The sequence below is a fragment of the Rugosimonospora acidiphila genome (genome assembly GCF_039543385.1).
Lineage (GTDB): Bacteria > Actinomycetota > Actinomycetes > Mycobacteriales > Micromonosporaceae > Rugosimonospora > Rugosimonospora acidiphila.
In genome coordinates this window covers 298369-324063 of sequence record NZ_BAABJQ010000008.1, presented here as the reverse complement: position 1 = coordinate 324063, position 25695 = coordinate 298369, and the positions used below count along the sequence as shown (strand labels likewise).

General features: G+C 70.0%; 28 protein-coding genes. 19 read left to right on the top strand and 9 right to left on the bottom strand.

Annotated elements, in window-relative coordinates; all coding sequences use genetic code 11:
- Positions 1 to 89 precede the first annotated feature (89 nt).
- Positions 90 to 911: a phosphotransferase family protein gene (locus tag ABEA87_RS17015; protein ID WP_345630645.1), complete on the top strand. Its 822-nt coding sequence runs from the start codon at positions 90 to 92 to the stop codon at positions 909 to 911.
- Positions 912 to 959: 48 nt separating this feature from the next.
- Positions 960 to 1502 carry a GNAT family N-acetyltransferase gene (locus ABEA87_RS17010; protein WP_345630643.1) on the top strand — a complete coding sequence of 181 codons (543 nt, stop codon included), beginning with the start codon at positions 960 to 962 and terminating at the stop codon, positions 1500 to 1502.
- A 140-nt stretch (positions 1503 to 1642) separates the two neighbouring features.
- Here the strand turns inward: ABEA87_RS17010 and ABEA87_RS17005 are convergent, their stop codons facing one another.
- On the bottom strand, positions 1643 to 2359 hold the full coding sequence (locus tag ABEA87_RS17005; protein ID WP_345630677.1) for a DUF6082 family protein: 717 nt from the start codon (positions 2357 to 2359) through the stop codon (positions 1643 to 1645).
- Between the two features lie 112 nt (positions 2360 to 2471).
- Positions 2472 to 2684: a hypothetical protein gene (locus ABEA87_RS17000; protein WP_345630641.1), complete on the bottom strand. Its 213-nt coding sequence runs from the start codon at positions 2682 to 2684 to the stop codon at positions 2472 to 2474.
- 136 nt (positions 2685 to 2820) lie between these two features.
- Here ABEA87_RS17000 and ABEA87_RS16995 point away from each other — a divergent pair, with 136 nt between their 5' ends.
- Entirely contained in the window at positions 2821 to 3330 is a 510-nt protein-coding gene (locus ABEA87_RS16995; protein WP_345630639.1) for a hypothetical protein, read from the top strand.
- Positions 3331 to 3602: 272 nt separating this feature from the next.
- Here ABEA87_RS16995 and ABEA87_RS16990 read toward each other — a convergent pair whose 3' ends face one another.
- A complete protein-coding gene (locus tag ABEA87_RS16990; RefSeq protein ID WP_345630637.1) occupies positions 3603 to 3905 on the bottom strand; it encodes a hypothetical protein in 303 nt (100 codons plus the stop codon).
- Positions 3906 to 4267: 362 nt separating this feature from the next.
- On the opposite strand from ABEA87_RS16990, the gene ABEA87_RS16985 reads away from it, so the two are divergent.
- Positions 4268 to 4981 (top strand): hypothetical protein, encoded by a 714-nt coding sequence (locus tag ABEA87_RS16985; RefSeq protein ID WP_345630635.1) that lies wholly within the window; start codon positions 4268 to 4270, stop codon positions 4979 to 4981.
- Between the two features lie 25 nt (positions 4982 to 5006).
- Here the strand turns inward: ABEA87_RS16985 and ABEA87_RS16980 are convergent, their stop codons facing one another.
- Positions 5007 to 5921: a 2-dehydropantoate 2-reductase gene (locus ABEA87_RS16980; protein WP_345630634.1), complete on the bottom strand. Its 915-nt coding sequence runs from the start codon at positions 5919 to 5921 to the stop codon at positions 5007 to 5009.
- Positions 5922 to 6288: 367 nt separating this feature from the next.
- Between ABEA87_RS16980 and budC the strand changes: the two genes are divergently transcribed.
- The gene (gene budC, locus ABEA87_RS16975; protein ID WP_345630632.1) at positions 6289 to 7071 is read left to right on the top strand and encodes a meso-2,3-butanediol dehydrogenase; all 783 of its coding nucleotides are present in this window, start codon (positions 6289 to 6291) and stop codon (positions 7069 to 7071) included.
- Between the two features lie 148 nt (positions 7072 to 7219).
- Complete coding sequence (locus tag ABEA87_RS16970; protein WP_345630631.1) at positions 7220 to 7819, top strand: CGNR zinc finger domain-containing protein; 600 nt, start codon at positions 7220 to 7222, stop codon at positions 7817 to 7819.
- 82 nt (positions 7820 to 7901) lie between these two features.
- Here the strand turns inward: ABEA87_RS16970 and ABEA87_RS16965 are convergent, their stop codons facing one another.
- Positions 7902 to 8597, bottom strand: a complete 696-nt coding sequence (locus ABEA87_RS16965; RefSeq protein ID WP_425570898.1) for a class I SAM-dependent methyltransferase — start codon at positions 8595 to 8597, stop codon at positions 7902 to 7904.
- 131 nt (positions 8598 to 8728) lie between these two features.
- Between ABEA87_RS16965 and ABEA87_RS16960 the strand changes: the two genes are divergently transcribed.
- The 5 genes from ABEA87_RS16960 (at position 8729) to ABEA87_RS16940 (ending at position 15236) form a co-directional block, all read left to right on the top strand.
- A complete protein-coding gene (locus ABEA87_RS16960; protein ID WP_345630628.1) occupies positions 8729 to 8932 on the top strand; it encodes a cold-shock protein in 204 nt (67 codons plus the stop codon).
- Positions 8933 to 9703: 771 nt separating this feature from the next.
- Positions 9704 to 11104, top strand: coding sequence for a glycosyl hydrolase family 28-related protein (locus ABEA87_RS16955; RefSeq protein WP_345630626.1), 1401 nt, complete (start codon positions 9704 to 9706; stop codon positions 11102 to 11104).
- A 271-nt stretch (positions 11105 to 11375) separates the two neighbouring features.
- Complete coding sequence (locus ABEA87_RS16950; protein WP_345630624.1) at positions 11376 to 11765, top strand: MMPL family transporter; 390 nt, start codon at positions 11376 to 11378, stop codon at positions 11763 to 11765.
- Between the two features lie 90 nt (positions 11766 to 11855).
- Positions 11856 to 14183, top strand: a complete 2328-nt coding sequence (locus tag ABEA87_RS16945; protein WP_345630622.1) for a S8 family serine peptidase — start codon at positions 11856 to 11858, stop codon at positions 14181 to 14183.
- Between the two features lie 75 nt (positions 14184 to 14258).
- Positions 14259 to 15236, top strand: coding sequence for a hypothetical protein (locus ABEA87_RS16940; protein ID WP_345630621.1), 978 nt, complete (start codon positions 14259 to 14261; stop codon positions 15234 to 15236).
- 110 nt (positions 15237 to 15346) lie between these two features.
- Here the strand turns inward: ABEA87_RS16940 and ABEA87_RS16935 are convergent, their stop codons facing one another.
- A complete protein-coding gene (locus ABEA87_RS16935; protein ID WP_345630619.1) occupies positions 15347 to 16228 on the bottom strand; it encodes an alpha/beta fold hydrolase in 882 nt (293 codons plus the stop codon).
- A gap of 55 nt (positions 16229 to 16283) precedes the next feature.
- On the opposite strand from ABEA87_RS16935, the gene ABEA87_RS16930 reads away from it, so the two are divergent.
- From ABEA87_RS16930 to ABEA87_RS16920, 3 genes are all read left to right on the top strand, one after another.
- The gene (locus ABEA87_RS16930; protein WP_345630617.1) at positions 16284 to 16922 is read left to right on the top strand and encodes a TetR/AcrR family transcriptional regulator; all 639 of its coding nucleotides are present in this window, start codon (positions 16284 to 16286) and stop codon (positions 16920 to 16922) included.
- Between the two features lie 272 nt (positions 16923 to 17194).
- Positions 17195 to 17551 carry a hypothetical protein gene (locus ABEA87_RS16925; RefSeq protein ID WP_345630615.1) on the top strand — a complete coding sequence of 119 codons (357 nt, stop codon included), beginning with the start codon at positions 17195 to 17197 and terminating at the stop codon, positions 17549 to 17551.
- A 34-nt stretch (positions 17552 to 17585) separates the two neighbouring features.
- Positions 17586 to 18164: a VanZ family protein gene (locus ABEA87_RS16920; protein WP_345630613.1), complete on the top strand. Its 579-nt coding sequence runs from the start codon at positions 17586 to 17588 to the stop codon at positions 18162 to 18164.
- A gap of 49 nt (positions 18165 to 18213) precedes the next feature.
- Here ABEA87_RS16920 and ABEA87_RS16915 read toward each other — a convergent pair whose 3' ends face one another.
- Complete coding sequence (locus tag ABEA87_RS16915; protein WP_345630612.1) at positions 18214 to 19011, bottom strand: sensor domain-containing protein; 798 nt, start codon at positions 19009 to 19011, stop codon at positions 18214 to 18216.
- A gap of 151 nt (positions 19012 to 19162) precedes the next feature.
- Here ABEA87_RS16915 and ABEA87_RS16910 point away from each other — a divergent pair, with 151 nt between their 5' ends.
- Positions 19163 to 20806, top strand: coding sequence for an alpha/beta hydrolase (locus tag ABEA87_RS16910; RefSeq protein WP_345630610.1), 1644 nt, complete (start codon positions 19163 to 19165; stop codon positions 20804 to 20806).
- Between the two features lie 104 nt (positions 20807 to 20910).
- On the opposite strand, the gene ABEA87_RS16905 is transcribed toward ABEA87_RS16910, so the two are convergent.
- Together ABEA87_RS16905 and ABEA87_RS16900 are read right to left on the bottom strand one after the other, a co-directional pair.
- A complete protein-coding gene (locus tag ABEA87_RS16905) occupies positions 20911 to 21558 on the bottom strand; it encodes a response regulator transcription factor (protein WP_345630609.1) in 648 nt (215 codons plus the stop codon).
- Positions 21555 to 22676 carry a sensor histidine kinase gene (locus ABEA87_RS16900; RefSeq protein ID WP_345630607.1) on the bottom strand — a complete coding sequence of 374 codons (1122 nt, stop codon included), beginning with the start codon at positions 22674 to 22676 and terminating at the stop codon, positions 21555 to 21557. The genes ABEA87_RS16905 and ABEA87_RS16900 overlap by 4 nt, the downstream gene beginning before the upstream one ends.
- A 127-nt stretch (positions 22677 to 22803) precedes the next feature.
- Between ABEA87_RS16900 and ABEA87_RS16895 the strand changes: the two genes are divergently transcribed.
- From ABEA87_RS16895 to ABEA87_RS16880, 4 genes are all read left to right on the top strand, one after another.
- A complete protein-coding gene (locus ABEA87_RS16895) occupies positions 22804 to 23397 on the top strand; it encodes a CDP-alcohol phosphatidyltransferase family protein (RefSeq protein WP_345630606.1) in 594 nt (197 codons plus the stop codon).
- Positions 23394 to 23864, top strand: a complete 471-nt coding sequence (locus ABEA87_RS16890; protein ID WP_345630604.1) for a VTT domain-containing protein — start codon at positions 23394 to 23396, stop codon at positions 23862 to 23864. Before ABEA87_RS16895 ends, ABEA87_RS16890 begins: the two co-directional genes overlap by 4 nt.
- Before the next feature lie 119 nt (positions 23865 to 23983).
- Positions 23984 to 24889: an ATP-binding cassette domain-containing protein gene (locus ABEA87_RS16885; protein WP_345630601.1), complete on the top strand. Its 906-nt coding sequence runs from the start codon at positions 23984 to 23986 to the stop codon at positions 24887 to 24889.
- Positions 24886 to 25668, top strand: coding sequence for a hypothetical protein (locus ABEA87_RS16880; RefSeq protein WP_345630599.1), 783 nt, complete (start codon positions 24886 to 24888; stop codon positions 25666 to 25668). The genes ABEA87_RS16885 and ABEA87_RS16880 overlap by 4 nt, the downstream gene beginning before the upstream one ends.
- Positions 25669 to 25695: the final 27 nt, after the last annotated feature.

The window sequence follows — 25695 nt, the reverse complement described above, 5'->3', positions numbered from 1 at the left end:
ATCGCCATCGTCGCTGTCGCTCCGCCGTGGTCGGCCGCACGAAGCAGAGGGGACGAGGCGCGATGAAGGCATCAGACGTTCCGCGAGGGGTGGCCGCGGCCGGGTCCACGGCCACCGCGCTCGACCTGAGAGTCGATGACGCCGTTGTCCTGCACGACTCGAATCGGATCGCTGTGCGCCTGCAGCCCTGTGGCGTTCTTGCGCGGGTCGCGTATGTCGCGCACCAGGCACGTGCCGAGTTCGAAGTCGAGGTCGCTCGGCGGCTCGCCGAGACCGACAGCCCGGTGGCTGAGCTCGAGCCTCGCGTCGAGCCCCGCGTACACGTGCGCGACGGCTTCGCGGTCACCCTCTGGAGGTACTACGAACCTGTGCCACCACCCGACCTCGCGCCGGCCGAGTACGCGCGGTCGCTCGTGCGGCTGCACTCCGGCATGCGGCAGATCGACGTTTCCGCGCCGCATTTCACTGATCGAGTCGCGCAGGCGCAACGGCTGATCGGCGACCCGGCGCGCAGCCCGGAGCTTGGTGAGGGGCAGCGCGGACTGCTCAGCGACACACTGACCCGCCTGAGCCGCGCGATCGGCGACCGCGGCGCCGACGAGCAGTTCCTGCATGGTGAGCCGCACCCGGGCAACGTGCTCAGGACGAGGACCGGGCAGCTATTTATCGACCTGGAGACCTGCTGCCGCGGACCCGTTGAATTCGACATCGCCCATGCGCCGGATGAGGTCGGCGAACACTATCCAGCGGCTGATCCAGATCTGCTTCGCCAGTGCCGGATCCTCACGCTGGCGATAGCCACCGCCTGGCGTTGGGATCGGAACGACCAACTCCCGAACGGGCGCCAGCTGGGCATACAGTGGCTCAACCAGCTCCGCGCGGCACTCGGTCACGATCGACGGGACGCGTAAGCGGTTAATCGGTGGCGCCGCTCATCGACCATCGTTAACATGCGCTGGATGCGCGAGCAACCCCGGCAGCTGATCGTCAGGCAGTGCCGAGAACAAGACGTCGCCGTACTCGAGCATCACGTGCCTACCGGCCGCAACCGCTACCATGAAGCCCGCTTCCACCGCCAGGGCGAAGGCTTCAGCACCTTCCTGATCGCCTACCTGGACGACGCCCCCGTCGGCTCCGGCGAGGTGCTATGGCAGGGGGCCAAGGAGCCGGACGTCCGTGACAGGTTCCCCGACTGCCCGGAGATCAACGGCTTGGCCGTGGTTGCCGCGCGGCAGTCGCAGGGCATCGGCACGGCGATCATCGCCGCGGCTGAGCAACGCGCGCTACAGCGCGGCCAGCACCGGATCGGGCTGGGCGTCGACGAACACAACGAACGAGCCGCGGCGTTGTACCGTCGGCTCGGGTACCGGGATACCGGCTGCCACTACCTGGACCACTACCGATACGTGGACAACCACGGCGCGCCGCACGAGGTCGCGGACCCCTGCCGATTCCTCATCAAGGCGATTGCCGCTCATGCCAGCTTCACCGGCCTGACCTGACCGGTACCGGCGTCCGGCTCCGCACCGGACCGATACCGCCATCGCCCCTCGCCTTCTGCCAGGGCGTCTCGAGGGGCGATGGTGCGATAGTGACAGGTGCTGACCCCTGCCGGCTGCCGGCTGCCCGCGGCCTGAGCTTTTCAGCGCCCTCGTCGGCCACCACGTTGCCGACGGTCGAGCGCGAGCCCGATCAGAACACCTACGCCGGCCCCGAGGAGGAGACTTCCCGCGGCGACGCCGCGCGATTTCTGGATCGAAGCGCTCACCTGCCGCTCAGGTTCGGTGCTCGCTGCCTGGACAACGGTTGGCTGCGCGGCGGCGATCACTGGCGGGCCCGCCTCCTCCGCACGGCGGTACTCGTCATCGACGATGCCGACGAATCGGCGGCCTCGCCGGTTCGTCCCAGCAGAGGCGATCCAGGCCGTCCGAGCCATGAGCCAGTACCGCCTGGCGGACTCGCCCTGGAACATTCCACCCAGCATGTCCCGGAGCCAGGGTTCCGAGATTTCGCCGACGTTGTAGCCCATCGACCCGTAGGAGAATACGAGGTTGGTATATATGTGCCGCCGTTGAGACGTCGGGCTTGGCAGGTCGAGCGGACCCCAGCATGGGAGGTACGTCGGGAGGTCGTCCAACTGCATGCGGACGAGATCGAGATGGAATCCGCGTACCGCTTGAATCTGGTCAGCCTTCGCCTGCCTCGCTTGAATGGCAACGGAAACCGCCACTGCTCCCAGCGCCAGGGCGGAGAGGACCGCCGAGATGGCACCGTACGTCTGTCCGATCTCGCTGAGCCTCGCCCAGTCCGTGCCGTCGAAGACCTTGAGTACGCCGAGCAAGAACGGTGAGAGGATCACGACGGTCAAGGTGGCCAGGAGTCCGGCGGCGATGGACAGGGGCCGTGAAGCGCCGAGGGCGCTCCACGAGCTGCGCCGCCCCTCGCGCCGGGGGATTCGCGACACCGCTACCTCAGTCGGTGCCGAGCACGTCGGGATGGGCAGTCACCCGGGGAGGTGCGGACGACCCAGCGACGAGTTCGGGGGCGAGTGGCGCACAGGGCGAGCGGTGGGTGAGGGCCCCGGGTTCCTCAGCCGCCCGCGCCCGCAACCCGAGCGCTACCTCCTCGAACTCGGTCTGCCGCCGGTCCCGGACGTTCAAGGGTTCTCGGACGAAGTTGGTCATCCGACCATTCCAACATGGCCGTCAATGACGGGAAAATGTATCGCGGCTCGCGCGGGGCTCGGAGTGGGGCCAGGCCCACCCGACCGTACGGCCAGACAGATACCGCCCCGGTTCCACGCTCCGTAGCGTCATGGGCATGGAAATCACGACGTACACCGGAACCGGAACCGACACAGCCACCAAGACCGACGAGGCGCTGACGCACCAGGAACCCGGCGAGGGCCGGCGCACCTCGCACGGACCGGACAGCGGCACGCTCGACCTGATGCGCATCGACCGGCGCTTCGGCACCGTCGTGCGCGAAGGGCCGTGGATTGTTTCCCGCAGGATCGAGGTCCGTCTCACCGCGGGTAATGTGCGGCTGGACTTCACCGAGGCGGTCATCGACGTCGACACGGTGCACCTGGACGTCGATCTGGGCCTGGGCAGCGAGTTGACGTTGGTGGTCCAGCCGGGCATCAAGGTCGTCGCCGAGGACCTCGACGCGCGGTTGGGCGACTTCGACCTGCGGGCACAGTCCGACGGCGCCACGCCGACGTTCCTGCGGGTGGAGGTCTCCGGCCGGCTGCACGGTGGCGGGGACCTCGTGGTCCGGCGCCCGAGGCGGAACTTCGACCAGTGGATGCGCCCCAACCGCGCCTCCTGAGCCCGACCTTTCGCCGGTACAGCGATTAGGAAGAACCGGGAGTGTCGCGGCGGTTGGCGCGTCGCCGCGGCGGTGATGCCGAACAGCAGCACCTTCTGCGCCCGACTGTGCCGACCCACATCCACACGGGCGGTGCGCCCAAGCGTCCTCGCAACGAGTGCGCCAGGTGAGCGCGCAGTGTACGGGCCGGTGGGCGACCTGGCGGCAGGTTTTGGGTACGACCAGCCATTCGCCGCCAGCTGCCGTGGAATCAACGGACTGAGATCTGGCTCCTACCCAACCCCGGACACCGTCCGGGACGTCGGCTTCATGAGGGACGCGGCCACGATCACGCACACGGCCGACGGCAGCAGGAAGATCCCGATCGACAGCAGCCCGACCAGCATTGCGAGCGCAAGCACGACCGCGCTCGCGACCAACGCCAGCCGCGATAACCAGCCGGCAACTGTCACGATCAACGGCGCCACGCCGATCGCGAGCAGCCCGATGTACCACCAGGCCGGTGAGTTACCGCCGTGGCGCACCAGAACCAGGTAGGCCGCGACGTAGGCACCTGTCCAGATCGTTGCGGCCAACGCTAGCCATCGGGCCCACATGTCGCCAAGTATCGACCACCGCAGGCCGTCCTGAACATCTCGATCCGCGCACGACACGCGACGGCCATTCACACGATCGGAAAGGAGGGCCAGTTCCGTTGATTCCTTGATATGTCAAGGTTTGGGTAGCTGCCGGGTAGGAATGACCAACAAGGCGCACGCTGCGGAAACGGCCGGACTCGGTGACCACCGGCGCTCGGCCGGGTGCGCCACAAGCAGCACAACCAGGCCGAACGCGCCTTGGCCGACGTAGGCAGTGGCGTGGACCTGGGTGCCGGGTGGTGCGTACTTCATGATCGGCTAGTCACGCCCTACCCGCAGAACCGGAAGGAGCAGCTCACATGTCCCCGCTGACCGAGCGGATTCAAGAGGCGCACGGCTTGCCGCACTGGCGCCGGGCGACCACCGTCGAGGCCGACGTCACGTACGGTGGTCCGTTCTGGGCGCTCAAGGGCGTCGCCGACCTCGCCAGTACCGACCAGGTCGTGGCGGACGTCCATCGCCAGCACATCCGGCTGGCGCAGCCGTCGGGCCGCGTCATCGAGTGGGACAAAGAGTCCGACGTCGTGACGGTGACCGAGCCGGACGGCATCGTCGATCGGCTTGAGCACCCCCGGGCCAGCTTCGACGGCTTCACCGGTGAGAGCAAATGGAGCGTTCGGCAGGCCGCCTACTTCCGCGCCTACGCGACCTGGCTCTATCTCATCGAGGCCTACGTCTTCACCTACCCCGGGGTCGAGGTCGCGGAAACGGAGCCGTGGGCCGAGAATGGCGAGAGCTGGCATGTCCTCAGGGTCACCTTCCCGGAGACCATCGACGTGCACAGCACCACCCAGCTGTACTACTTCAACGCCGGCGGCAATCTCGTCCGGCTGGACTACGAACCCGAAGTCAATGGGGCATCGCCGACCGCGCACTACCAGCCCGAACACGCCACCGTCGACGGTGCGGTGATCACCACGAAGCACGAGGTCTTCGTACGTAACGAGGACGGCACGCCCAATCGCTCGCTGATGCCGATCAGCGTGGACGTCACCGGCATCACCCTGCGCTGAGCGCGGCACCGCTGCCGGACGGCAGTCAGTCTCGCATCCGCAGGTTGTGCACGCGCAGGGCGAGGGTGGCGGCGTCCAGGGCGGGGGTGCCGACGCCGGCAGCGCGGGCCCGCTCGGTCAGATCGCCGAGCACGGCGTCGACCTCGGTGCGCCGGCCGGCCAGTACATCGCGGGACAGTGACGACGTCATCGGCGAGCCCGCGGTGGTGGCCGTCCGTACCGTAAGTTCCAAGCGGTCGGCCGCAATGGGATGGCCCGCGGCGGCAGCCGTCGATGCGGCCTCGGCGACGACGGTACGTGCGAAGTGGTCTCCGCCCGGCGCGCCGACGACCGCGCCGATCGGTGCGCGCAGCATTCCCGTGATGGCGCCGATGCTGGCGATGTACACCCACTTGGCCCACATGTCGTCGATGATGGTGCGGCTGACCGTCACCGCTGCGCCGGCTGAACGCAACGCGGCCGCCAGCCGGTCCAGGCGGGTCCCGACAGTGCCGTCGAGTTCGCCGATCTCGGCCTCGAACAGCGAACTCAGCACGCGGATCGCGCCGTCGGCATCGAGGTCCGTCGCGATTCGTAGAACGCCGCCGACGACGGCCGAGCCGAATCTGTCCGTCAAGGTGTCGACGTGAGCCATGCCGTTGAGGAACGGCACGACGAGCGTATGCGGGCCGACAGCCGGGGCGATCTCGGTCAACAGAGCGTCCAGAGCGTCGGCCTTGACAGCGATGGTCACGGCGTCGAACGCGTCGGTGAGCTGGTCGGCGGTGGCGATCGCGGGACGAGCCACCGTCGTGGTCACACCGGTGAGACGCACCCCGTCGGCGCGCAGTCGCCGCGCGCGGGCGGGCCGCGCGAGCACCGTGACGTCGTGCCCGGCGGCGAGCGTGCGGGCGGCGAGGAAACCGCCGACCGCACCGGCTCCGGCGTAGAGCAATCTCATGATCGTCTCCGTTCTCGTGGGCGGCCAGGCGAGCCGCTGACTGGTCGCCAGCCGCCGACATCGCCCGTCCACATCGGGCGAACCTCGCAGATCGGGCGTACGGCACACAGCCGACCATCGCCGTGGTGGTCGGCGAAGTCGGCCGCGTTGTCCACCCGTGATCCTTCCGTCGCGAGCCTGGGTCCAGCTGAGGAACCTAGCGCACGCGAGCGACATGACCGTACAACTTTGGGCTAAGTCACATCGGGTACCGATGACGTAGGCGAAGGCACTACGGTTGCGTCACCGATCGAACCGGCGACGACCATGTCACCAACCCGACCGGCCGTTGCGACCAGCTCCGCTCATCAGAAAACGAAGGATCACCATGCCCAACACAGCCGCATTCGACTTCACCGGCCAGGTCGTCCTGATCACCGGTGGTGGCAGTGGCATCGGCCTGCAGATCGCCCGCGACTTCGCCGACGCCGGTGCGCACGTGGTCATCGCCGGGCGCTCCCAGGCGCGCCTCGACGCCGCCCGTGCGCTGCTCGGCGCGAACGCCTCGGCCGCCTCGACCGACGTTGGCGACGCCGCCCAGGTCGACGAGCTGATCGAGGCCATCATCCGCGACCACGGACACCTCGACGTGGTGGTCAGTAACGCCGCCAGCTTCATCCCCGGCGACGTCACCGCCGTGGACCCGGAGGACTGGGAACTGTCGCTGCGCACCAATCTGAGCGGCTTCTTCCACCTCGCCAAGGCGACCTTGCCGCACCTGGCGGCCACCGGGGGCAGCTTCATCGCCACCTCCAGCGTCTCCGGGCTGCGCGCCGACTGGGGCATGCCCGTCTACAACGCCGCCAAGGGGGCCGTCTCGCTGTTCATCCAGGCGCTCGCCCTCGACTGGGGCGCCAAGGGCGTCCGCGTCAACGCGATAGCCCCATCGCTCACCAACACCGAGCCGGTCGCCGCGTTCACCGGGGACCCGGGACTGCGGGCACAGTCCGAGGCGCGCGTCGCGCTCGGACGCATCGCCGAGACCGACGACATCTCCCCCGTGGTGCTCTTCCTCGCCTCCGACGCTGCCCGCTACGTCAACGGCGTGATCCTGCCCGTCGACGGCGGCACGTCGGCATCCAACGGACAGGCCCGCTGGGCGGCCAGCTGAGCGGGCGCCTGCGCCAACGCGCTGGCGGCGGCACTCCCGACGGACCCGGCGGGAGCCCTCGTACTGCGTGGAAACAGTGCCCGGCGACATAATCGTAAGCCATACGATTATGTCGCCGGGATGCGGGCCGAGTCGTTACACTGAGCTGATGAGCTCCAACGCCAGTGAGCGTCTCGGCGTCTCACCCGCGCCCGGCGGCCTCTTCGTGGTACAGGACTTCGTCAACACCGATGCCGCCGGCCGGCCCGACCTGCTCGCCGACATCCCCACCGCGCAGCAGTGGTTCAGCTCACACTTGGCCGGGCGGGAACCGATCACCGGGGGCGGTCAGCACCCGCCGATCGTGTTCACCGGTCGTGACCTGCAGAAACTGGCCGACCTTCGGTCGAGGCTCCGGCACGGCCTGCGCCACCGCGACGACGGCGACGCGCCCGGCTGGATCGTTGAGGCCGGCGTCTCCGTCCAGTTGCGGCAGACCGGCGACGGTACGGTCATCGCCAGCCCGCACGGCACGGGCTGGCGCCTCGTCGCGTCGCTGCTGCTGACCGAGTCGCTACTGGCCCAGCAGAACAACCAATGGCCGCGGCTGAAGGTCTGCCGCAGCCCCGAGTGCGGCACCGCCTTCTACGACCGGTCGCGCAACAACATCGGCGTCTGGCACAACGTCCTGGTCTGCGGCAACGCCATCAACCTGCGCACCTCGCGAGCCCGCCGCCGGCAGGGCGCAGCCGAGGCGGACCCGCACTGACCACGCCGGCCCGTGGGGCTTGAACCTGATTTGTCCTAGGCTGCCCGCGGCCGGGCCGCCGCGGTGTTCATCGCAGGCGGGGTCATCGCGGTTGAAGAACGCTGATCCGGCTGATCTGCGGCTCCACCGGGGCGTCGGTGACCGCGGCCGGGTAGCTGGTCACGGTCGTCAGCTGATCGGCCGGCAGATGTCCGCGGCCGGGGTCGCCGACGAGCACCTGGGCACCTCGCGCGGCGGCGCGTCGGAGGAACGGCCACATCCGGTGCGCGATCGCCTCGCTGTAGAAGGCGTCACCTGCCAGCACCACGTCGGCGTCGCCGCCGTCGCCGTCGAGCAGATCACCCGGGCACGCCGTAACCGCCACGCCGTTGGCCCGCGCGTTCAGTGTGATCGCGGCCAGGGCGTACTGGTCGACGTCGTTCGCCGTGACCGTCCCGGCGCCCGCCAGCCCCGCGGCGATGGCCACCAGGCCAGACCCCGACGCCACGTCCAGTACCCGCTTGCCGGCGACCGTCTGCGGATGATCCAGCAGGTAGCGGGCCAGCGCCTGCCCGCCCGGCCAGGCGGTAGCCCAGAACGGGGCCGTCAACACGGTGCCCAGCTCGGCCTCCATCCGGGCCCACCACACGACGGCATCCTCCGCCAGATGGAGGAGCACCTCAGGGACCAAGGGTGTCTGGACCAAACGGAGCCGATCCGGACCTGCGAAATCCGGTGCGATCAGTTCGTCCTCAAGATAGGCCATTGCGCCTGCCGGACTCGTCACGGGGTTAAGCATGACTGACCGGCGGCCCACCCGTGCGCTGAACCCCGACGTTTCGCGTACCGGTAACGCCACACCTGGCCGCCACAGGGTAGTGTCCTTGCGACGGCGCATCAGTGACCGTCCACCCGAACAGGAGTAGTCAAATGGCAACCGGCACCGTGAAGTGGTTCAACTCGGAAAAAGGTTTCGGCTTCATCGCGCAGGACGGCGGCGGCGCCGACGTTTTCGTCCACTACTCTGCCATCGCCAGTAGCGGCTACCGCGAGCTCGCCGAAGGCCAGAAGGTCGAATTCGACGTCACCCAGGGCCAGAAGGGCCCGCAGGCCGACAACGTCCGCCCCCTCTGAGTAATCAGCCCTAAGACCGCGTGGTTGGGGCTGCTCGTCCTGGACGGGCGCCCAAACACCGCCTGCGAGCGAGGCGCGGACCGCGCCCCGACCGCACAGCCCGGGTGATCATCGCCCGGCACGCTTTTCAAGAACCTCCGCCGTGGGCACTACGAACTGGATCTGGGCGTCCCGCCAACCTCGCGGGGCGCCGCAGCGTTCAGCGGACTCGCCCTGATGATTCGACCTCAGGGCCTCGCCACCGGCACAACATTCCCCCGATCCCCAGCGTCCCCCTGATCCCACAGCGTTCCGCCCGATCCCGCGGCGCGACAGCACCGCCGAACAGCGGCGCTGTCGCGCAGGGCTATAGATCTTGCTGGGTGGCAGGGTGGCCGCCTCCACCCACTGGCGCCCGGATCCGGCCAGCGGCCGCATCAGCGAGGCTCGCGGGCCCTCGCGCGGCGGATACCGGGCCGCCCAGGTGGTGAGCCAGCCGACGAGGACACCGTGGAGACGAGAGTCGGGGCGCTGGTCTGCGGTCGGGCCATCGCGCTCACCGGCGGCCGGTGGTGGTGAAGGCCCGCGGGCTCACCCGTAGTTGTTCCATAGCCAGCCCGTAGCTGGCCCGTGTTGAGTGGGCGCCGAGCATGTCGGCCCCGGCCCCGATGCTGTCGGAAGCGGTGGGGCGGGGCGGCAGTGACCGACTCGCACCTACGAGGAGAATCTCCCTTGGCATCCAACCTCCATGGCGGGCCCAGCCGTCCGTCTTCGCGCCGGTCCTTGCTGAAGATGGGCGCGACCGGACTGCTCGCGGGCGGCGCCGCGGTCGCGGTCACCGAGGCCACCGGCGCGACGCCGGCCGACGCCGCGACGACGACCACCCCGGACTGGGTCAACGTCACGGCCCACGGCGCCGACCCGACGGGGGCGAACGACTCCGCCGATGCCTTCAACGAGGCGGTCGCGGCGGTCACCCAGGCCGGCGGCGGCGTGGTCTACATCCCGGCCGGCAACTACAAGATCGAGAGCACGGTGACCTGTGCGCCGTCGGTGTCGGCGCCGGTCTACTTCGTGGGCGACGGCGCCTGGGCGACCATCATCTCGTTCTTCGGCACCGGCGACTGCTTCCGCGTCTACGACAGCTCGACCTACCTCGCCAGGACGAAGTTCGGGGGCGGCTTCGCCGGGCTCACGATCGACGGGGCCAACGCGGGAGCCGGCTCGACCGGCCTGCACCTGGGCGACGTGCTGCAGTACGAGGTCGACCTGACCGTGCAGAGCTTCAGGAAGGCCGGCAGCATCGGCGTCCACTTCGACAACAACTACTACTGGGCCGAGCAGCTCTTCGGCCGGATCTACGCACAGGACTGCGCCAGCCACGTGGTCTTCGACTGGACGAGCGGCACCTCCACCACGAGTAGCGGCAGCTTCGAGCGCTGCGACCTGGACATCTACATTGACCAGTGGGACGCGAGCTTCGACGGGGTGGTGTTCCGAAACGGGGCGTTCATCACCAACGGCTCGCTGAAGATCCGGGGCAACTTCGGTTCGAGCAAGACCGCGGTGAGTTCGGCGGCCCTGCGGCTGACCGGTTCCCAGAGCGTCAACGGCTACACCAGCTACTCCGGCATCGTGGACAGCCTGGTGGACATCGGCGTGGAGTGCGGCTCGGGGTCCTACACGCCGCAGACCATCGCGTTCGGCACGAGCAAGAACAACGCCATCAGCGGCTGCTACGGCGCCCTGCACTTCGGCGCGGCCGGCAACACCTTCAGCCCGTCGAACAACAACGGCAATATCTTCAACTTCACGGGGCAGACCGGCGGGGACACCACGCTGCCCGGCGGATGGTCGACGTACAGCAGTTTCCCGGCCGGCATCACCGGGCACGTGTCCTTCCGGTTCCTGCCAACCGGTAACGAGGTGATGGTGTCCTGGGCCATCGCCGTCGCGTCGGGCACGACGTTGAACTCCGGCGCCACCCTCGTCACGGCGGCCAGCAAGTTCGCCTATGGCGACAACAAGCTCATCCCGGGCAACAACACCGGCGGCGGCCTGCCCGCCGGCAACGTGTACGCCCCGGCCTACGTGGTGCCGGGCGGGATCTTCAAGTACGCGGGCCCGTCCTACAAGAGCTCGGGTAGCTCCTACTGGTACGGCCAGGGCATTTACACGCTGAGCGTCGGCTGAGCCGGCATCGGTGGGCGGGGTACCCCGGAGTGCCGGGGCACCCCGCCGCCGTGCCACGACTCTCGCCGGAAGGTCGTCACCCGCCCGGTCGGCCTGCGCCGCCGGGCCGCCGCCGCCCTGAGCAGGGCGGCCCTGACCGCGGTCGCCGCAGTCGGTGACCTCGCGGTACCCGTGCCGCACCTTCGGCTCGGCCTGACCAACGACGGTACCCAATCCGGCTCGACCACCGAGCGCAAGGCCAGCGACCTTTTGGCACGCGGCTTCGGGCCGGGTGCTCCTCGGGCTCTCGATGGACTACAAGGTGTTCCTCGTGGCCGGCATGCGTGAACGGTTCGCGCACGGCGAGCCTGCCCGGACCGCGGTCGCCAGCGGCTTCCGGCACGCGGCCAAGGCCGTCGTGGCCGCGGCTCTGATCATGGTCGGGGTATTCGGCAACGGCGAGATCGAGGGTGATGCGACGATCCGGCCGATCGCCTTCGCCCTCGCCATCGGCATTCTCGCCGACGCGTTCATCGTGCGCATGGCCCTCGTGCCAGCCGTGATGACGCTGTTCGGCAAGTCCGCCTGGTGGCTGCCGGCGTGGATCGCGCGACTCCTACCGCACATCGACATCGAGGGCACCACACTGAACCGTCGGTCGTCGGGTACGCCGCGCGGGTGACCTCGGCAAAATCGCATGCAACCATCCGCCGTCGCTGGTGCGTGAGAGGTTCGCGAACCCACCTACCCGGAGCAAGGAGAAGGAGTACGCGTGCAGTTCCGACGACCATCCATCGCGCTGACGGTGGTGACGGCGGTGGCGGCGACCGTCATCACCGCCGCCGCGCCGGCGGGTGCCACCCCGGCCACGCCGCGGCCCGGCGCCGGCACCGCCCCCGGCACCGGCGCGGCGCACACGGTGACCCTGGTTACGGGCGACCGGGTGACGATTGCCGGCGACGATGTCTCGGCCCAGGCCGCTCCCGGCCGGGCCGGTGTCACCTTCAGCGTCACGACCGCCGGCGGTGACGTGCACGTGGTGCCCAGCGACGCGGGGCCGTTGTTGGCCGCCGGGCGCCTGGATCCGCGGCTGTTCGACGTGACCGGCCTGGTGGCCGCGGGCTACGACAGCCAGGATCAGCTTCCCCTCATTCTGGCCGGCGGCGCGCCGACCGCCGCGGCGCGCAGCGCACCCGCCGCCGTGACCGGCACGACGGCGGCGGTGAGCCTGCCGGCGGTCAACGGCGCCGCGGTGCGCGAGCCGCACGCCACGGCGACGCAGGCGTGGCAGGCGTTGACCGGTGGCGAAGCGGCCCCGCGCACCCTGCGCTCGAACGTGAGCAAGGTGTGGCTGGACGCGATGCTGCGGCCGAGCCTGGACGTAAGCGTGCCGCAGATCGGCGCGCCGACGGCGTGGGCGGCCGGGTACACCGGCGCGGGTACCACCGTTGCCGTGCTGGACACCGGCATCGACGACACCCACCCCGACCTGGCCGGTCAGGTGATCGGGCGGCGGAACTTCACCGAGGGCACCGAGCCGGACGCCGACCTGTCCGGCCACGGTACGCACGTGGCGGCCACCATCGCCAGCACCGGCGCGGCGTCGGACGGCAAGTACAAGGGCGTGGCGCCAGGCGCGAAGCTGCTCGACGGCAAGGTCTGCGTCATCGGGGGCTGCGCCGAGTCCTGGGTGCTGGCCGGGATGACGTGGGCGGCGGCTGACCAGCACGCGAAGATCGTCAACCTCAGCCTGGACGGCGAGGACGATCCCACTGTGGTGGACCCGGTCGAGCAGGCGGTGCAGACGCTCAGCGACGAGTACGGCACCCTGTTCGTGGTCGCCGCGGGCAACGCCGACGGCGTGACCGAGGGTGCCATCGGGTCGCCCGGTACAGCCGCCGACGCGCTGACCGTCGGTGCCGTCGACGACCAGGACGCACTGGCCGACTTCTCCCGTCGCGGACCGACCGGCGACGGCAGGTTGAAGCCGGACCTCGCCGCGCCGGGCGTGAACATCACGGCGGCGCGGGGCAAGGACGCGACCCAGGTTCCCGGCAACCCCGGTGACCCGTACACGACCCTGTCGGGTACCTCGATGGCGGCTCCCCACGTCGCCGGCGCCGCGGCCATCCTGGCCCAACAGCATCCCGACTGGTCGGGGCAGAAGCTCAAAGCGGCGCTGATGGCTTCGGCCAAGCCGAACCCGGCGTACGGGTCGTACGCGCAGGGAGCCGGGCGGGTCGACGTGGCCCGCGCCATCACCCAGTCGCTGACCAGCACGCCGGCCAGCATCGGATTCGGCACGCAGGAGTGGCCGCACCAGGACGACGCCGCACGCGACTCCACCGTCAGCTACCACAACGACGGATCGACAGACGTCGCTCTGAACCTGGCGGTGGCGGCCATCAACCCGGACGGGACGCCGGCACCCGCCGGGCTGTTCACGGTCAGCCCCGCGTCGGTCGTGGTGCCGGCCGGCGGCGACGCGACGGCCACCGTCACCGTCGACACCCGCGTCGCGGGCCCGGACGGTTACATCAGCGGCTGGCTGACCGGCACCGCCGGGGACACGGTGGTGCGCACTCCGGTGGCGGTGACCAAGGAGGTCGAAAGCTACGACGTGACCATCACGAACCTGGACCGCGACGGCGCGGCACCGCAGGGCTACTCCACCATGCTCAGCAAGCGCGACAGCGCCACGGTGCAGTTCACCTGGTTGGACCAGGCCCCGAACAACAGCGTCACGTTCCGGGTGCCCACGGGCCATTACACCCTGTCCAGCACCATTTTCACCCCGGAGGACGCCACCGACGGCTCCGGCAAGCCAACCATGAGCGCGACCCTGCTGACACAGCCCGACCTCGACGTCGACCGGCCGCTGACGATCGTCGCCGACGCCCGGACCGCGCGCCCACTGTCGGTGACCGTGCCCCAACCCTCGGCGCAACAGGTGTACGCCGAGGTGGCCTCGTACACCGACCGTCCACAGGGGACGGCCGGGCAGATCGCGCTCGGCACGTCTTTCAACGACTTGTTCGCCGGCCGGATCGGCCCCGACACCACCGACGACGCGTTCTTCTCCATCGTCGCCGGCCAGTGAGCGAAGGCCGACGCCAACGGTGGCACCGCCAACAGCCCGTACCTCTACTCGCTGTTCTTCCCGGTGACCGGGCGGATGGTCAATGGGTACCAGCGCACCGTGGCCGACCACGACCTGGCCCGGGTGCGGGTGGACCTGGATCGTTCGTTCCCCGGCGAGGTCGGCATGCGCAGCGTGATGACCGGATCCTCGACGCTCGGCGTGGGAGACTTCGGACCCCTCCTGCCCGTCGATCTGCCGTCGCACCGCACCGAGTACTACAGTGCCGGGCCCGGCATCGAGTCGGCCGGGCAGTTCTCCGGTTCCTCCCCCGACGGCGCGGCATCGGCGGACAGCACCCCGGAATACCCCGTCGCGTACCAGCCTGGGGTCACCTACCACGAGCGGTGGAACGCCGGCGTGTTCGCCCCGTCGCTGCCCACCAGGACGGCCCTGGGTATGTCGGCGGGCATCACCCGTACCGGCGACCAGCTCCAGGTGGACGTGCCGCTCTACGGCGACGGCGCCGGCCGCCCCGGCGATACCAGCGGCTCCACCAGCGCGGCCACCCTGTACCGCGACGGCACCCAGATCGCCAGCGCTGACGGGAACCGCGGCCTCGCCCTGCCGATGCCCGACGGGAACGGCTCGTACCGGCTGGAGCTGCACGCCGAGCGCGGTGCACCGTTCGTCCTGTCGACGACGACCGACATCGCCTGGACGTTCGGTTCCGCGCCCACCAACGGGCCGACCGCACTACCGCTGTGGACGGTCCGGTTCAGCCCATCGCTCGACGATGACGACAGCGCGCCGGCCGGCCGGGTCGTCGCGGTGCCGGTCGCGGCGATCCCACAGGCCGGCGCACCGGTCGGCAAACTCACCAAGCTCACGGTCGAGGCGTCGGTCGACGACGGCGCCACGTGGAAGGCGGTCAGGGTGAGCAACGGCGCGGCGCTGGTACCGGACCCGGGTGGCAGCGGGTTCGTGTCGTTGCGCGCCACGGCCGCGGACAGCCGGGGCAACACCGTGACACTGACCGTCATCCACGCCTACGGCTACGGTCGCGCGGCATAACCGGTCCGTTCGCCGAAGCTGGCGGTCGGGTGGTGGCGGGTATGGGTCCGCCACCACCCGCGCCACGCCAACTGTGGCGTCACCGTCTCCCGTCGCCCTGGCCCTCATGGTCAGGACTTCACGGTCTGGCGTTCATGGTCGGGCCTTCGTGGTGCGGTGAAGAAGTCGCGCAGAACCTGGGCCACCACCAGCGGGCTGCCGTCGTCTTCGGGGCCCGAGTGGTCGAGTCCGTGCAGGGTGACCCGCTGCGCGCGCGGGAGCACGGATGCCAGTTCGCGGAGTGCGACGCTGAGATAGTCCGGGCTCCTGGTGCCGCCCAGGAGTAGGACGGGCACCTTCAGCGTCGCGTGTTTCGATGCGGTGTCGGCCATCTCCCGGATGAGCTGGACGTCGAAGTGCATGGTGGGGATCAGCTCGGCGATGGACACTTCGTCGTCGGGCGGGCGCTCGGTACGCAGGCCGACTGCCCCGACGCCGGTCAGCAGCCATCGCGGGAGCCGCGAGAACGTCGGCTCGGTGCGCAATCCTTTCAAGGCCGTGACCGCCGCGGCGGAGCGCCTGCCGACGGCGATCTCACGGTCAAAGCGCGGCAGCCATTCCGTCGGCACCGAGTCGTGGACCGGCAGCGGCGGCTCGTAGAGAGCGACGCGGTCCAGTGCGGGAATGGACAAGGCGGCCCGCAGGCTGACCAGCGCACCGGAGCTGTGTCCGAAGACGAGGCTGGCACCTGTGGCGGCGACGAGCGCCTGGAGGTCCTCGACCTCGCGCTGCATCCCGAAGGCGGTGCCGTGCGATCCGCTGCGTCCACGCCCCCGTCGGTCCGGCAGGTACACCTGGAATCGATCGCTGAGGTCGGCAGCGAGCGTCGAGAAGTGCTGTCCCGCCTTCATCCCACCGTGCACGACGATCAGCCCAGGGCCGCTGCCGTACTGCCGGTAACCAATCGTCGTCCCGTCCGCGGAGCGGACAGTTCCCTTCAGGTAGTCAGCCATGCCGTGAGCGTATGGTATACCGGGTCTACTTTTCAACCCAGTGTACCCTAGCCGCATGACGGATCATCCCGGGTTACGGCAGCGGCAGGCGCAGCGCACCCGCGAGGCGATCCAGGACGCGGCGACCCGCCTATTCCTTGCCGCCGGCTTCCATGCCGTCGGCGTCGATGAGATCGCCGCCGCGGCCGAGGTCTCCAAGCGCACCCTCTTCAAGTACTTCCCGAGCAAGGAAGATTTGGTCATCGGCGCCTTCGCCGACCACGCCGACGAACCGGCGCGCACCGTGTCGGACCGAGCGGCCGGCAGCAGCCCGCTCGACGCGCTCCACAATCACTTCCTCGACGGCCTGGCCCGCCGCGACCCGGTCACCGGGCTCGACGACCGTCCGCCCACGCTCGCCTTCGTCAACATGGTGCTATCGGCCCCGTCACTGCAGAGCCGGCTGCTGCTCTACCAGAACAAGGCTGAACAGACCCTCGCCGAGACGCTGGACAAGACCTGCCCCTCGCCCGTCGAGGGGACCGCCCGGCTGGCCGCATGCCAGATCGTCGCCATCCTCCGGACCCTGGCCGAGGACAACCGCCGCTGCCTGGCGGCCGGCGCCACCGCGCAGGAGCGCTATCCCGGCGCCGTCGAGGCGGCCGGCCGCGCCTTCGCCGTCCTCCGCCACGGCCTGGCCGATCACTACGACTAATTGATCCGTGTCCGTTACTCCAGCAATCCCACGCCCCAGTGGCACGCGCTCCGCAGACCACAACACTCGACGTCATCATCACCGCCCGGCCGCCCCGCAAGGGGTCCTGGCCTTTCCGCTGACCGGGATAGGGTGTCTGACGCAGCGAGAGTTCGTGGTGCTCGCCGGCGGCGGGCAGGTATTCCTGTACGTGGCGCATGGGCCGGAGCAGTGGGCCGCAGCACCGTTCAGGGCCGGGCGTGGCAATGAGCCCGGAGACGATGGGGGGCGCGATGAGGTCGAAGCGGCGCTGGTTGTTGGTCCTCGCCGGTCGGCTGGACCAGGCGGGCCTGGACGAGCTGCGCGGGCGGCTGGAGCTGCGCCGGATGGGCCGGCTGACCGACCGCGAGGACGCGCACCTGGGTACCCGGGAGATTCCCGGCGGGCTGGTCCTGGACCTGTGGCGGGACGAAGACAAGCAAGACGACTGGAGCATCAACCTCGACGTGGACTCAGGCGTCGACGTGCCGGACGAGGTTCTCGCGCAGTGGCGCGTGCGGGCCGAAGCGGCGGCCACAGCGGTCGGACTGACCGTGGTCGAGTTCCGCTCTTTCCCTGCCCCTGCGCGCGAAGACCACCAGACGACCTGACGGAACGAGAACTGACTGCGCCAGCGGAGGTAGCGTGCTCAACGGGTGGCAGGGCTGGTTCGGCACGTTCACCGGCGTGGTGGTCATCACGGTCGTTGTGCTGCCGTTGGCCGCGCTGGCGGCGTGGGCTCTGGCGCGCCGTCGGAGGGCCGCTGGCGCCACGCCGGGGTGGGCGTGGCAGAGGTCGCTGGCCGAGGTCGGCATCGTCTACGGGACGGTGCCGTGGGTGTGGATGATCCTGTTGCCGGGCAGCCAGGCCGGCGCCGTCCCCGCTCGGGTGAGCCTGGTACCGCTGCGGGACCTGTTCACGATCCTCACGCATGATGGTGCGGCGGCGGCGACGGTCCAGATCGTCGGCAACCTGCTGGTGTTCGCCGCGCTGGGGTTCTTCGCGCCGTTGCGGTTCACGGCGCTGGCATCGGTGCCGCGGATCCTGGCGCTCGCGGCGGGCTGCTCGGTGCTGGTCGAGGCCGCGCAGTACGTCCTGCGGCTGGACCGGGTGTCCTCTGTGGACGACGTACTGCTCAACGCCGCCGGCGCCGGGCTCGCCGCGCTGGCGTCGCACCACTGGTGGCGCGCTACGGCCAGAGCGTCGTCAGACCGACCTCGATAGGCCCCGGCACCGGAACGCTGAGCCGGCCGGACCGCCTGCGTGATGGGGTTCAGCTGCTGGCGTGCCCGTCCGAGGTCCGTGGCAGGCCGGCCAGGGCCTGCTGCTGTCCCTCGCGAATTTCGCGCTGCAGCCGGTGCAGCGCGGTCCACTCGGCGGCCACGGCCGAGTCCCGCTGCTGCTGTTCCAGTCCGCTGATCCGGTTCTGTACCTCGGCGATACCGGTCAGCAACGCCCTGCCGAAGTGCGCCGGTACCAGCGCCGCCACCCGGACCACCAGCGGCAGGGTGATCATGAAGAACAATCCGATGACCGTGTACAGCCCGACCCGGCCGGACAGCGTGTCGGAGATGCGAAGCAGATGGTTGAGGTCGTGTTCGTCGGTCGGGTTCGGGATGTACCGCTCCCAGATGACCGACGTGATGCCGCCGAGCGCGACGGCCCACCAGGCGATCGTGAACACGAAGCTGATGGTGCTCAGGATCCAACCGAAGACCGCGTGAATCAGGTCGAGCCAGGATTGGACGTCGCGCAGCGGGGCGAAAATTCGCCGCCAGAAGCCCGAGCCCGCCGGGGCGCTGCGGTAGGCCGGGCGGGGCGACGGCTCGCGGGTCACCGCGCGCAGTCGCAGCCGGGCGAGGTCGGCGATCCGTCGGGCGGCGAACAGTGCGCCGGCGATGAGCGGGAAGCCGACCACGGTGACTATCGTGCCGACACCCAGGACAAATAGCGGCAGCGTCGCGATGAGACCGACCAGCGCGATGGGGAAACCGACGATCACGTAGGCGGAGTCGGTGCCGAGTTGGTGGATCAGGCGGGTCATTGGGCTGCCGGTGCGGGGGTGAGTCATGCCTCGAACCTAGGCAGTGGAGACCCGCCAACCCATCCGGTGCGCCGCCGCATTCATGGTGGGGTTATCCGGAAGCGGGGGCTACCCCCACCTTATCCTCACCGGGTGGCGGGATCGTCGGCGCGGTTCGCCGTGCCTAGCCTCGACGCACATGGAATCACCGGTAAACCTTCCCGGCAAGGCGCTGTCGCGGCGCGGCTGGTCGACGCGGCGGGGCCGGCTGCGCACGGTCACCGTCGTCGCCACCGCTGCCGCAGTCGTCACGGTCGGCGCGACCTCGGGGTTCGCGGCGCAGGCTCGCGCCCAGCCAGGACAGCCCGCTTCCGCGACCAGTCGCTCATCGTGCCCAGAACTTCCCGGCGTACAGAGCAACTGCGGCACCATCGAGGTGCCGCTCGACCGCGCCGATCCGGCGGCCGGGCAGACGGCGATACGGTACCTGCTGCTCCGTCATCGTGGTACCGGTAAGTCCGCCGGTACCGTTGCGCTCAACGAGGGCGGGCCGGGCATCGCCTGGATCCCCGCTCTGGCGCAGCAGCCGCAAGCGTTCCTGGCCGAGTTCGGCGCGATCCTCAACACCCACGACCTGCTCCTGATGGATCCACGCGGCACCGGAGGATCGGGACCGCGGCAGTGCCGGGCGCTGTCGATAACGAGCATTCCGTCGGTACGCTCACAACTGGTGGACGCGGTGGCGGCGTGCGGCCGTGAACTGGGCACCGACACCCGGTTCTACACCACTGCCGCTACCGCCGACGACCTCGACGCGGTCCGCGCGCACCTGGGCATCGGCAAGCTCGACCTGCTCGGCGAGTCGTACGGCACATACCTCATGACCGTGTACGCGGGGCGCCATCCCGAACGGGTGCACTCCGTCATCCTGTCCAGTGCCATGCCGCTGGACCTCGATATGTGGCAACGCACCAACGCCCAGGCGATGCGCCGAGCGATCGACCTGATGTGCCAACGCAGCGGCGGCACCTGCGACGGCAACCGAGTACTCGCCGACCTCGGTACCCTGGCCGATCGCCTGCACACCCGGCCGGTGCCGTACAACGCCCCGGACGGCCCACGGACGATGGACGACACCGCACTGGCCGCCATCACGTACGACCTGGTCGGAGTCCGCGACCAGATGGGGCAACTCCCCGGCATGGTCACGGCGGCGCTGCACGGCGACTACGCGCCGCTGACCACCGCCGCCGCGGCGGTGTTCCCGCCCCCACCGAGTGACCAGGCCCCGCGCCAGGCCGGACCGTCCACCCCACCGACCGGCTCGACCTCGTCCGACGGCCAGGCCGCGGACCAGGTCTACGGGCTCGTGACGTGGGCGTCGGTGAGCTGCAACGACTACCCGACGCTGTGGGACCGACGGGCGCCGGTGCCGACTCGCACCCACCAGTACGACCAGGCCCGTGACCGGTTGAACCAGGCGACATTCGCCCCCTTCACCCCGCAGGCCTGGACGGACGGCATCTACAACGCCGGGAACTTCTGCCTCCGCTGGCCTGACCGCGACGTTGCGGCACAGGCGACCGATCTACCGCTGCCCAACGTGCCGGTACTCGTCCTGTCCGGCGACCTCGACGCGAACACACCGACCGCGGACGGGCGGGCAGCGGCCCAGCAGTACCCACACGCCCAGCTGATCGAGGTACCCAACACCGGCCATGTCCCCGAGGCCGACCCGCAAGCCAACTCCTGCGTGACCGGACTGCAGTCGGAATTCCTCGCCACCGGGAAGGTGACCGATACCGGTTGCCTGGCCACGATCCCGCCGATCAGCGTCCAATAGCCGAAGCCGCGCCGGCCACCCGATCGCATCGGGTGCCCGGCGCGGACGCTTCCCAGTCAGGGCCGGCCGGGCGCTGTCGCGTGCCGCGCCCTGCCCGGCGGTGGTCACGGCGTCAGGCCGGCGCGGATCGCGAGGATGGCGGCCTGCACCCGGTCGCGGCTGCCGGTTTTCGCCAGCACGTTGGTGACGTGGGTCTTGACGGTGCTCATGGACAGGTAGAGGCGCGCGGCGATTTCGGTGTTGTTCAGGCCGGCGCCGATCAGGGCGAGGACGTCGGTCTCGCGCGCGGTGAGTTGGTACGCGGTCAGGTCCCTGCGAGGGCCGGGTCCGGTCGCGCGTAGGCGGTCCAGTACGGCGCCGGTGACCTCGGCGGAGAGGATCGCCTCTCCGGCGGCGACGGTGCGGACCGCGGCGATCAGGTCGCCGGCACTGCACCGCTTGAGCAGGAAGCCGCGGGCGCCGGCGGCGACCGCGTCCAGCACGTACGCGTCGTCGTCGAAGGTGGTGACGACGACCACGGCCGGGGGGTGCGCGATGGTGCGGAGCTCGCGAGTGGCTTGCAGTCCGTCGAGGACCGGCATGCGGATGTCGACGAGGGCGACATCGATGCGCGGGTCGCGGCGCACCGCGTCGAGGAACTGCCGGCCGTCGGCGGCTTCGGCGGCGACCTCGATGTCGGGCTGGGAGCGGAGGATGAGGCTGAAGCCGTCGCGTACCAGCTGCTGGTCGTCGGCGATCGCGACCCGGATCACGGCTTGGCCGCCGGCACGATGGCGGCCAGCAGAGTGCCCCCGCCGGGGCGCTCGTCGAGATCCCAGCTGCCACCGCAGGCGCGCACCCGTTCCTCGATGCCGAGCAGGCCCGAGCCCCGGGTTGGTGCTTTGGGCGGGCCGGTACCGTCGTCGCTGACGCTCAGGCGTACGCGGTCGCCGACGCGGGCCACGTCGACCCAGGCGGCGGTGGCGTTGGCGTGGCGCGCGATGTTGGTGAGAGCTTCCTGGGCGATGCGGTAGATGGTCAACGTGCCCAGCTCGTCCAGGCCTGGGACCGGGTCGAGGCGCACCCGCACGGTCACACCCTGCTGGCGTAGCGGAGCGGCGAGCAGTTCGTCGATGTCGGACAGGCGTGGCGGCGCGCTCACCACGATCGCGGCGTTCGGGTCCCGCAGGTGAACGACGAGGGCGTCCAATTCGCCCAATGCGGTGCGGCCGCTGTTCGCGATCGCGCGCAGCGCCGCCCCAGGGTCGTCGCTCAGCTGGCCCGCCTCGGCTTGGACCACCATCGCGGTGACGTGGTGGCCGACCACGTCGTGCAGCTCGCGGGCCAGGTTGGTGCGCTGCTGCAGCCACGCCGCCTCGCCGCGCAGCCGGCTCGCCTCACGGCTGAGCATCCGGCGTTGTGCCCAGGACCGGAACAGCGCCGCGGCCAGGTAGCCGGCGGCGACGAAGACGGCCGGCTGCTCGTACATGCCCCGCTGGTCGGTCAACGCGTGAGCGAGGGCGCCGGCGGCGCCGACCAGGCCCGCCACCCAGCCCAGCCAGGGGTGTCGGGCGGGGTCCTGGCAGGTCGAGAGGAAGACGAAGGCGGCGGCGGCGAGGCCCAATTGCACCGATTCGCCGGTACTCACGATGGCCACGAACCCGGCACAGACCGCATAAACGATCGCCCGGTACCGCGGCGGCAACGGCACGGCCAGCAGACCGATCGGCATCACCAGCCACACCCAGTGGGTCGGGACGGACAGGCCGCCATCGACGGTGGTGATAACGAGGGCGACGAGCAGGCCCGCCGCGCCGTAGGCGAGCCGGCGCACCCGCTCGGGGCTACGCACCCACTCCCGGACCACGGTGACCACCCGCCCAGTGTCCACGAACCGTCCCCCGGCCGACCAGGTACCCCGGTACGAGATCGGCTGGCACCACGGTGCCATCCACCCGCCAGCGGGTCGGCACCCCGGCCCGTTCCGCCGGGATAGTCCGCGACGGGAGGCTGCGGGGGTGACTGTTACCGACTCCCGCGCCGTCCTCCAGATCGGCTCGTTCCGCACGGTGCCCAACATCATCACCGCGGTCCGTACCGCCGTCGCTGTCGCCGTGGGCGTCGCCGCGCTCGTATCTGGATCCTGGACGCTGCTCGTGGCCGCGTACGGCTGCTACTGGCTCGGCGACGTCCTCGATGGCTGGAGCGCCCGGCGCCTGCGGCAGGAGACCCGGGTCGGCGCCGTGTTCGACATCGTCAGCGACCGCGCGTGCACCGCTGTGCTGTGCCTGACCCTCGTGACCCTCATACCCGAGGCCGCGGTGGTGGCCGTGGTGTTCCTGCTGTCGTTCATGGTGTTGGACACCATCCTGTCGCTGGCGTTTCTGTGCTGGCCGCTGGTCAGTCCCAACGACTTCCACCTGGTCGACTGGTGGGTGTGGGCACTGAACTGGTCACCGCCGGCGAAGGCCGCCAACACCGCGGGGGTGATCGCGGCCGTAGCGTTCGGCCAGTACCTGCTCGCGCTGGGCCTCGCCCTCATCGTCGTCGCGGTCAAACTGTGGTCCACCGCCTCGGTGATCCGGCTGCTGGGCCGGCGGGGCCGGGCGTGAGCAGTCTGCTTGAGGCCCTCATCGCGCTGGGCTACGGCCTCGCCTCAGCCCTGGTCCCGCTCATCAACGCCGAAGCCTTCGCCGTGGTCGCCGGTGCGCGCGGCAGCCACGCCGCTGTCATCGTGCTCGGCCTGGCGCTCGGGCAGACGGCCGGCAAGCTGCTCCTGTTCGAATCCGCGCGCCGAGCGACGGGAGGGCTGGCTCAGCGAATCGCGCGGCGGTCCCGGTCGGGTCGCGTCACCGCCCGGGCCGCCCGCTGGGCGGACCCGATCCGGCGCTGGCTCTCGCGCCGACGCACCGGCCTGCCCACCGTGCTCGTCTCGGCCGCCATCGGCATCCCCCCGCTGGCCGCGGTCAGCCTCGCCGCCGGTACCGCGGGCCTTCGACGCCGGGAGTTCGCCGCGGTGTGCCTACTGGGTCGGGCCATCCGATTCACGATCCTCGCACTACCCACAGCACTGGCCTGACTGAACCTGAGGGCGAGCCGGCACCAACCGCTATTCGAGGAAGGCAGGGACATGAGGTTGCACAAGTCGACGCCGCGCACCGTGGCGCTGACACCGGGGAGTTCGGGGGAAGGCCACCGATGATCGACGTCCACGACCTGACCAAGCGGTACGGCAGCCACGTCGCGGTCGACCGGGTGACGTTCCATTGCCCACCCGCGACGGTGACCGGTTTCCTGGGAGCGAACGGTGCCGGTAAATCCACCGTGATGCGCATCCTGGTCGGCCTGGCGATGGCCACCTCGGGAAGCGCGACGATCGACGGCCGGCGCTACCGGGACATCCCGGATCCCGCCACCCGGATCGGCATCCTGCTCGACGCTTCGGCACAACATGCCGGCCGCACTGGCCGCGAAGCACTGGCCATGTCCGCCTTTCAGCTGGGTCTGCCCCGATCCAGGGTCGACCAGGTGCTCGCCGCCGTCGGGTTGCGCCCCGAGGAATCGCTTCGGCGGATTCGCGGCTACTCCCTCGGCATGCGCCAGCGTCTCGGCCTGGCACACGCGCTGCTCGGCAACCCCGACGTGCTCATCCTCGACGAGCCCGCCAACGGTCTGGACCCGGCGGGCATCCGGTGGATGCGCGACCTGCTGCGCGAGTACGCCGCCGATGGCGGCACGGTGCTGCTCTCCTCGCATCTGCTCGCTGAGGTGGAGGCGGTCGCCGACCGGTTCGTACTGATCGGCGAGGGCCGGATCCTCGCCCAGGGTACGAAGGACGAACTGCTGGGCGATCGGCGTACCTTCGTGCGTGCGGCACCTCAGAAGCCACTGACCCTGGCGCTGGACGAGGCCGGCCTCACCTGGACCCGGCACGGCGACGGGCTGCTCATCGACACGGACGCTCACCGGATCTGGCCGCTCGTGCCCAACGGCGTCGTCATCGAGGAACTACGGCCCGCCTCCGCGGCTGGCCTGGAGGATCTGTTCCTGCGCATCACCGCCCAGACCCAGCGCGACACACAGCGGACAGGAGCCTCGGCATGAACCCGACCGACATCTTCAGCCCATCGTCGCGGCGGCTGTTCGTCGTCGAGCTGCGCAAGCTGGTGAACACCCGATTCGGCGCCCTGTTGGTCGCGGGCATGCTCGCCGTGCTCGCCCTGATGACGGTGGCGCTGGTGACAACCGGTCACGAACAGCATCTGAGCTTCCAGAACATGTGGGGCATGCTCAACCTACCGATGAGCTACCTGCTGCCCATCTTCGCGATCGTGCTCGTCACCAGCGAGTGGAGCCAGCGCACCGCCCTGGTGACCTTCGCCCTCGAGCCTCGCCGGGAACGGGTGCTCGGCGCGAAACTCGCCACCAGCCTGGTGCTGACCCTCGCCGTACTGCTGGTCACCGCCACCTTCGCGGCGATCGCCACGGGCGGCGCGCTCGCCCTGCGCAGCGGCATACCCGGATGGCGGCTGGATCCGACGATCACCCGCAACCTCGCCATCCTGCAGTTCGCCCGCATCCTGGAGGGACTCGCCTTCGGGCTCGTCATCCGGAACACCGCGATCGCGCTCGTCTCATTCTTCGCCGTCCCGACCGCCTGGACCCTGCTCAGCTCACTACTGCCCTGGGTTGGCGACCACGTGCGCCCGTGGATCGACTTCGCCGCCGCGGAGCAGCCCTTCCAGAATGGTGAGGCACCGTTCGAGTCCGCCCACGCTCTCACCGCGACCATCTGGGTGCATCTCGCGGTCAGCCTCGCCCTCTGGGTCGGCCTGCCGCTGTGGCTCGGCGCGCTCCGGATGCTCCGAATAGAGGTGAAGTAGACCTGTCCTATCGGGACGTTGAGGGAC